Here is a 7,614-nt window from a genome sequence, read left to right as displayed (position 1 = left end):
GGGGGGGTATAACTAAGATCGCAAAATAAGATGGGGAGTAACAAATTTTAGGCATAAAAAAAGCACCCTAAGATGCTTTTTTTGACTAAACAGCAGTAATTACTTATTGCTGCTAAGTGCACCGAAGCGCTTGTTGAAGCGATCAACACGGCCGCCAGTGTCTAAAACTTTTTGCTTACCAGTGTAAAACGGGTGACACGCAGAACATACGTCTAAGTGAATGTTTTTACATAGAGTAGAGCTTGTTTCGAATTCATTTCCGCATGAACATGTTGCTGAAATTACTTCGTACTTAGGGTGAATACCTTCTTTCATAGAAACCTCTAGTTAAGGCCGCATCGCTCTCCAAACCCGTAGTCTGGTACCATACGTCGTTAAAACAAATTTGTTGGTCGCGGATTTTATCCAACAACCAAGCCCTACACAAGTATTTATTTATGTTTTTGCTAAAAAAGTGAACAATCTCTTTTACAATCACTATTGCCATTAGGTTTTTAGCGATATTTTTAGTACATTACAGCATTAATTTTATGGGTTGAGTTGTTATGCGTTTTGTTGAAGTTGCTATTAAAGTCCCGCTCCCACGCACCTTTGATTATAAAATAGAAGAACAATTTAGTGGCTTATCAAGCGCTTTAATACCCGGTATGCGCGTTTTGGTCCCTTTTGGTAATCAAAAAAAAGTGGCCGTTGTTTTGAGCATCAAAAGTAGCACCGACGTCCCTCTAAATAAAATTAAAAATATAATAGAAGTAATAGACGACACCCCGATTTTATCGACTCAGCATATAGAGCTACTTAGTTTTACTGCTCGTTATTACTGCTATCCTTTAGGCGAAACTATACACATAGCGCTACCTAGCGCACTTCGACAAGGTGAATCTCCAGATAAAACCAGTATTAACATGGTTACCCTGACGGAAAAAGGAGCAAAAATACCGTCACTAAAAGCTAAAACACAGCTCAATTTACTAAAGCAGTTATCGCAATCAGGTAAATCATCATTAACTGAGTTAAAAGCGCTTGGCTTTAGCAAAAAAACAATCGATAGCTTAATAGATAAAGAACTCATTACACAGACTATCGAGCACGATAACCAATGGCAAAGCGTTGCGCCAACAGTCGGTAGCAAACCTACATTGAACAAAGAGCAAGCGGTTGCCTGCACAGCTATAAATCAAAGCACCGGCTTTAGCTGCTTTTTGTTAGAAGGCGTTACAGGCAGTGGCAAAACTGAAGTGTATTTACAGTGCCTAGAAGAAGTACTAAAACGTGGCGAGCAAGCTCTCGTACTGGTACCCGAAATCGGCCTAACACCACAAACCGTAAACCGCTTTCGTCGTCGTTTTCCTGATACACCCATTATGCTTTGGCACTCAGCCCTTACCGATAACGAAAGATTACAAACATGGCGCTTTTGCGAAAAAGGCAGTTGTGCAATAGTGATCGGTACACGTTCGAGTATTTTTCTGCCATTTTTAACACTCGGTATGATTGTTGTTGATGAAGAACACGATTCATCATTTAAACAACAAGATACCCTTCGTTATCATGCCCGTGATTTAGCTGCATACAGAGCCTTTCAGCATAAAATCCCACTTATATTAGGCAGTGCGACACCTGCACTTGAAACACTTCACAAAGCAATTAATAACAAATACCAGCTATTAAGCTTAACTGAGCGCGCGCAAACAGCAACCGACAACCAATTTAAGTTACTCGATATGAAAGGCCAGCCCGATCAAGCAGGTATTGCACATGCAAGCCTTGCCACAATGCGCCAACATCTAAATTGTGGTAAGCAAGTTATGGTGTTTTTAAATCGTCGTGGTTTTTCACCCACTCTTATTTGCCATGAGTGTGGTTGGTTGAGCGAGTGTAAACGCTGTAGTACTAGCGCTACATTCCATAAAGCTATCGGTCAAATGATCTGCCATCACTGTGGCGATCAATACCCTGTCCCTCACCAATGCCCAGATTGTGGAAGTACGCAAATATTTCCTAATGGTAAAGGTACAGAGCAGATCGAAGAGTTTCTGTCGACTGAATTTCCTGATACACCCGTTACTCGTATAGATCGCGACTCAACTCGCCGTAAAGGTAGCCTTGAAAAAGCACTTGATGAAATAAACCTAGGGGGTGCTCGCATTTTAGTGGGAACACAAATGCTTGCCAAAGGTCATCACTTTGCAGATGTAAGCCTTGTTATAATTTTAGATGTAGATAGCGGTTTATATTCATGCGACTTTAGAGCGACAGAACATTTAGCGCAATTAGTTACCCAAGTAGCGGGGCGTGCTGGGCGTTCAGGAGAGCCTGGTCAAGTGCTATTACAAACGCATTTTCCCGAGCATCCCCTCTTACAAGATTTAGTTAATAATGGCTATCAAGATTTTGCTCGCTTTGCACTAAGTGAGCGCGACGACGCCGACCTTCCTCCCATCACAAATATGGCCATTGTTCGCGCTCAAGGGCATAGTATTAAACAAGTCGTCGATTTTTTGACGGATTTGGTTCCTGTCAATGGGGTATCTGGTATACAATTGCTCGGTCCCATCCCTGCCCCTCTTGAAAGAGTCGCAGGAATGTATCGTTTTCAATTACACATTCAAGCGCAAGATCGCCGCATATTACATCAGTACCTTGCGCAAATGGTTGATTATTTGAGCTCTAGCAAACTTGCACAAAAAGTTCGCTGGAGCCTAGATGTAGACCCTATAGACATGATTTAGGTTAAGGCCAAAATAAAGCTATGGCACAGCACGATTACATAAACAAAAAACCAGCAAACAGAAAAAATAATAAGCAAACGCCGGCTAAAAAACCATTCCCTATTATTTTAGTCATTATTGCTATTTTATTGGTAGGCGGATTTGTGTATGGATTATGGTTTATTAAAAGTAATGCCGACCCTAAACTCGTTGAAAAACAAACTACCCCAGCACCTCCTGTAAAAGTTGTTGTACCACGCACACCCGAGTTCATTAAAGAAATCAGAAACCATGAAATTCAAGTTGAGGTCAAAGAACTTGAGCAAAAAGGGCCTTACGTTATGCAGTGCGGTTCGTTTAGAACTCATCAGCAAGCCGAGTCGTTAAAAGCTAAAATTGCATTTGCAGGCCTTATTTCTGAAATAAAACAGGCTGAAGGCAGCAATGGTATTTGGTATAAAGTACGCTTGGGCCCTTATAAAACAAAACGCCAAGCCGAAAGTGATAAAAATAAACTTAAACGTGTAAAAATAGTCGGCTGCGGAATTTGGGGCTGGACTTGAAAATAAACCATTCACCCATATAACCTCATCATAATCGTTTTTTACGAGTTGCCTCTGCAGCTCGATGATGAGGAATAACATGACTACTATCGTAAGTGTACGCCGCGGCGACAAAGTTGTAATTGGCGGCGATGGCCAAGTTTCACTTGGTAATACCGTAATGAAGGGCAACGCCCGCAAAGTTCGACGTCTTTATAACGGCAAAGTAATCGCTGGTTTTGCCGGTGGTACTGCTGATGCCTTTACGCTTTTCGAACGTTTTGAAAGCAAATTAGAAATGCACCAAGGAAATCTCACCAAAGCTGCTGTTGAAATGGCAAAAGATTGGCGAAGTGACAGAGCGCTGAGAAAACTCGAAGCGCTCCTTGCAGTAGCCGATGAAACAGCATCCCTTATTATTACGGGCAATGGTGATGTAGTTCAGCCAGAGAATGACCTAATTGCTATTGGCAGTGGTGGTAACTTTGCCCAATCTGCAGCAACGGCATTACTAGAAAACACAGATTTAAGTGCTCGCGAAATTGTAGAGAAAAGCTTAACTATTGCAGGCAATATCTGCGTATTCACTAACGACTTCCAAACTATCGAAGAACTATAATAGGAACCGCTATGTCTGCTATGACCCCAAGAGAAATTGTTCACGAGTTAGACCAACATATTATTGGTCAAGCCAATGCAAAAAAAGCAGTTGCTATTGCACTTCGTAACCGCTGGCGCCGCATGCAGCTAAATGATGATTTACGTGGCGAAGTAACCCCAAAAAACATCCTAATGATTGGTCCAACGGGCGTAGGTAAAACTGAAATTGCACGCCGTTTAGCTAAACTAGCTAACGCACCGTTTATTAAGGTTGAAGCAACTAAGTTCACAGAGATTGGTTACGTAGGTAAAGAAGTTGAAACAATAATCCGTGATTTAGTGGAAGTTTCAATAAAAATGACGCGTGAGCAACAAACTAAAAAGTTTAGGCACCGCGCCGAAGAAGCAGCAGAAGAACGCATTTTAGATGCTTTACTTCCACCTGCTAAAGACCAATATGGCGAAAACCAAATTGATAATAATTCGACAACACGCCAAACATTTCGTAAAAAGTTACGTGAAGGTCAGTTAGATGATAAAGAAATCGAAATCGATTTAGCGCAAGTCCAGCCAAATGTCGAAATTATGGCGCCTCCTGGTATGGAAGATATGACCAACCAGCTTCAAAGCATGTTTCAGAACATGGGTGGCGATAAGCGCACTAAACGTAAACTCAAAATTAAAGAAGCCTTCAAACTATTAACGGAAGAAGAAGCCGCTAAGCTTGTTAATCCAGAAGAGCTAAAAGAGCAGGCAATTTTTGCAGTAGAACAAAACGGCATTGTGTTTATTGATGAAATAGACAAAATTTGTAAGCGCGCCGATTCTTCAGGCCCAGATGTGAGCCGAGAAGGTGTTCAACGTGATTTACTGCCACTAATTGAAGGCTCAACCGTGAACACGAAACACGGTATGGTTAAAACAGATCATATGCTGTTTATCGCCTCGGGTGCTTTCCAAATGGCTAAGCCATCAGACATGATCCCAGAGCTACAAGGTCGCCTACCAATTAGAGTAGAACTTGAAGCACTAACAGCTGATGACTTTAAACGTATTCTTACAGAACCGCATGCATCGCTTACTGAGCAACAACGAGAGCTGCTTAAAACTGAGCAAGTAACTATTGAATTTAGTGAAGATGCAATTGAACGAATAGCTAAAGCAGCTTGGCAAGTTAACGAAAAAACCGAAAATATTGGTGCTCGTCGCTTACATACTGTAATGGAAAAATTAATGGAAGAAATTTCATACGACGCATCAGAAAAAGCAGGGTCATCGCTTGTAATTGATGCCGCTTACGTTGAAAAACACCTAGGTGCACTTGTTGAAGATGAAGACTTAAGCCGCTTTATTCTATAAAACGAATATAAACGTTATACTAAAAGCCTCCGTATGGGGGCTTTTTAATGAGATACAAAATGAAACACGTAACAAAAGTACATTACCACAGCATAAGTAAAAACTTAGATGTTTACTTTGACGACGACACCAAGTCTGTTTTTACGTGTGAATTTTTTGCGCGTTCACTCTCCCTCAGCCGAAGTGCAAGGACATGGCTCAGGTCCAATGAAACTGGTTTTAAACAAGCAATCTGTAGCAATAAAAAAAATAGTACCCGTTGGGCATTACGCACTGCGCCTAGACTTTGACGATGGCCATAATAGTGGGTTATTTAGCTGGAATTATTTTGCAAAGCTGCAAGAACAGCAGACTAAGTTATGGGATGAGTACTTAGCTCGCGTAAGCGAAAATACTAAAAACAAAGATAGTGTGCCAATAAAGTTCATTCCCTAAACCTTATTGGCAACTTTAAATAAATCTAAACTTTAAACTTATCTATTGCGGCATAAAGTACGCGACCTTGCTCAGATACCTCTTCACTGGTCTGTGCGTTACGCGATGCATGCTCTGATGCGTCTTGCGCAATATCGCGAATTCTTACTACATTTTTATTCACCTCTGACGCAACTTGGCTTTGCTCATCGATGGCAACGGCTATTTGTGTACTCATTTCCATAATAGTTTGCACATCTTCCGTAATAGCGCCCAGCAACTCACCGGCTTTAATAGCCTGGGATGCACTTTCATCACCTTGAGAACGACATTGATGCATTATATTTACCACTTCTTGAGTGCGTTGTTGCAAGGTATTAATAATCCCTTCAATTTCACTTGTAGACTCTTGCGTACGCTGGGCTAGCGAGCGCACCTCGTCAGCAACAACAGCAAATCCACGGCCTTGCTCTCCAGCACGTGCAGCTTCAATTGCAGCATTGAGCGCGAGTAAGTTAGTTTGTTCAGCAATACCACGAATAACATCAAGCACGGAGCCAATTGTTTCGCCATCGTTTTCAAGTTGAGACACTACATTTGATGCATTTCCTAATGAATCAGATAGAGCTCTAATATGGTTAACGGTTGATTCAACTTCACTACGACCTTGCTGAGCACTTAAGTTAGTAGACTCCGCTTTTTTAGCTGCCGCCTCTGTGTTATGTGAAATATCCTGAATTGTCGCCTGCATTTCGGTGGCCGCAGTAGCAACCATGTCGGCTTCGTGTAATTGTTCTTGCATACCAGAGCTTGTTGCTGCAGTACTTTCAGATAAATGTTCGGTTGCTACATTAAGCGTATTTAAAGCACCATTTACTTCGTAAATCAGGTTTTTAAAGTCGCCTATTAAGCTATTAAAATCAGCCGTCATTATAGTGATCTCATCGTTACCTGTTTGTTCAATCATCACGCTTAAATCGTTGTTGCGTCTTATGTCATTAATCGTGTGATAAACACGCTCAATAGGAACAATAATTGAGTGGCTAGTGAAGTAAACTAAGACTAAAACAATCACGCCAGCAATAACAAAAATGGTGATTGCTAAAAACTGCGCTTCATTAACACTATTTTTCACATGGTCAACGGTTTCTTCAACAATTTGGCTTACAACAATATCGCTTTGCGACACACTTTCACGCATTTGACCAAGCGCGCCCGACTCCAGGTCGACGCCTAACGCAACTTGCGCTTTAACTAGCTCATGAAATGAATTTTGGTATGTGGTAATTAAGTTATTGAGCTCAGCCTGAGTACCTTGGTTGATTGTTGAGCGAGAGAGATTTTGTTCAAGCTTGGTAATAATATCGTCAAAACGTGCCAGGTATTTGGTATCAAATCGCAGCATAAAATCCTTTTCAGCACGTCTTAATTGCAGCATAAGCACTAACAACTCAGGGTTTTCTTGCTCGTTGAGTAATGTTTCTACTTTATGTACCGCCTCTCTTAAATCACCATAAAGGGCGTCTTTAGGGTTTAAACCTATTTTTCTTTGTAGTGAAACTACATTGTTGAAGTCGTTATTATATTTGGCCACTAAATTTTTAAACTGTACCGCTTTTTGAGTTTCAATGTTTAAATCTGTCATTAAGGCTTGTAACTCATTCAGCTTAGCTGTTAGTGCTACATACTCTTTGTTGAATGACTCTAGAGAGCTCTCGGTTTTGTAAAACAAAAAGTTTTTTTCATGCTTTCTTAATACAAGCTGATGAATATTAAGCTCTTTTGTTAACTGGATAGTTTTGTTTAGCTTAAAGTTTTCCTTTCCTTCAAAAATAACGACGCACAAAAGGATAACCATTGCTAAACCAACTACCAAGGCGTTAAGCTGCAAGCGCCTTTTAATAGTCAAATTTTCTAAAAAACTCATTCCAAACACCTCTAGTTAATATGCAACTTTATTATAGACTAATGACCTAATCTTCTTTATT

At 40.7% G+C, this 7,614-nt stretch carries 6 protein-coding genes and 1 pseudogene; 5 read left to right on the top strand and 2 right to left on the bottom strand.

The annotated features are described in order from the left end of the window. Positions 1 to 99: 99 nt before the first annotated feature. Positions 100 to 315 carry a 50S ribosomal protein L31 gene (rpmE, locus tag P20652_RS06720; RefSeq protein ID WP_008169924.1) on the bottom strand — a complete coding sequence of 72 codons (216 nt, stop codon included), beginning with the start codon at positions 313 to 315 and terminating at the stop codon, positions 100 to 102. A gap of 230 nt (positions 316 to 545) precedes the next feature. On the opposite strand from rpmE, the gene priA reads away from it, so the two are divergent. From priA to P20652_RS18495, 5 genes and pseudogenes are all read left to right on the top strand, one after another. Beyond that, positions 546 to 2,732, top strand: a complete 2,187-nt coding sequence (priA, locus tag P20652_RS06725; RefSeq protein WP_008169922.1) for a primosomal protein N' — start codon at positions 546 to 548, stop codon at positions 2,730 to 2,732. Between the two features lie 20 nt (positions 2,733 to 2,752). Further along, positions 2,753 to 3,274: an SPOR domain-containing protein gene (locus P20652_RS06730; RefSeq protein ID WP_008169921.1), complete on the top strand. Its 522-nt coding sequence runs from the start codon at positions 2,753 to 2,755 to the stop codon at positions 3,272 to 3,274. Between the two features lie 79 nt (positions 3,275 to 3,353). Further along, positions 3,354 to 3,872 (top strand): ATP-dependent protease subunit HslV, encoded by a 519-nt coding sequence (gene hslV / locus P20652_RS06735; protein WP_008169919.1) that lies wholly within the window; start codon positions 3,354 to 3,356, stop codon positions 3,870 to 3,872. 11 nt (positions 3,873 to 3,883) lie between these two features. Continuing rightward, positions 3,884 to 5,212 (top strand): HslU--HslV peptidase ATPase subunit, encoded by a 1,329-nt coding sequence (hslU, locus tag P20652_RS06740; RefSeq protein ID WP_008169917.1) that lies wholly within the window; start codon positions 3,884 to 3,886, stop codon positions 5,210 to 5,212. A gap of 59 nt (positions 5,213 to 5,271) precedes the next feature. Next, positions 5,272 to 5,647: pseudogene (locus P20652_RS18495) on the top strand (gamma-butyrobetaine hydroxylase-like domain-containing protein). Positions 5,648 to 5,672: 25 nt separating this feature from the next. Here P20652_RS18495 and P20652_RS06745 read toward each other — a convergent pair. After that, positions 5,673 to 7,553 (bottom strand): methyl-accepting chemotaxis protein, encoded by a 1,881-nt coding sequence (locus tag P20652_RS06745; RefSeq protein ID WP_008169913.1) that lies wholly within the window; start codon positions 7,551 to 7,553, stop codon positions 5,673 to 5,675. Positions 7,554 to 7,614 lie beyond the last annotated feature (61 nt).

Origin of the sequence: Pseudoalteromonas sp. BSi20652 (assembly GCF_000239855.1) — a bacterium.
In the GTDB taxonomy this organism is placed as follows: domain Bacteria; phylum Pseudomonadota; class Gammaproteobacteria; order Enterobacterales; family Alteromonadaceae; genus Pseudoalteromonas.
Note: the sequence above shows the minus strand (reverse complement) of the source record. Positions and strands in the feature narration are given on the sequence as shown.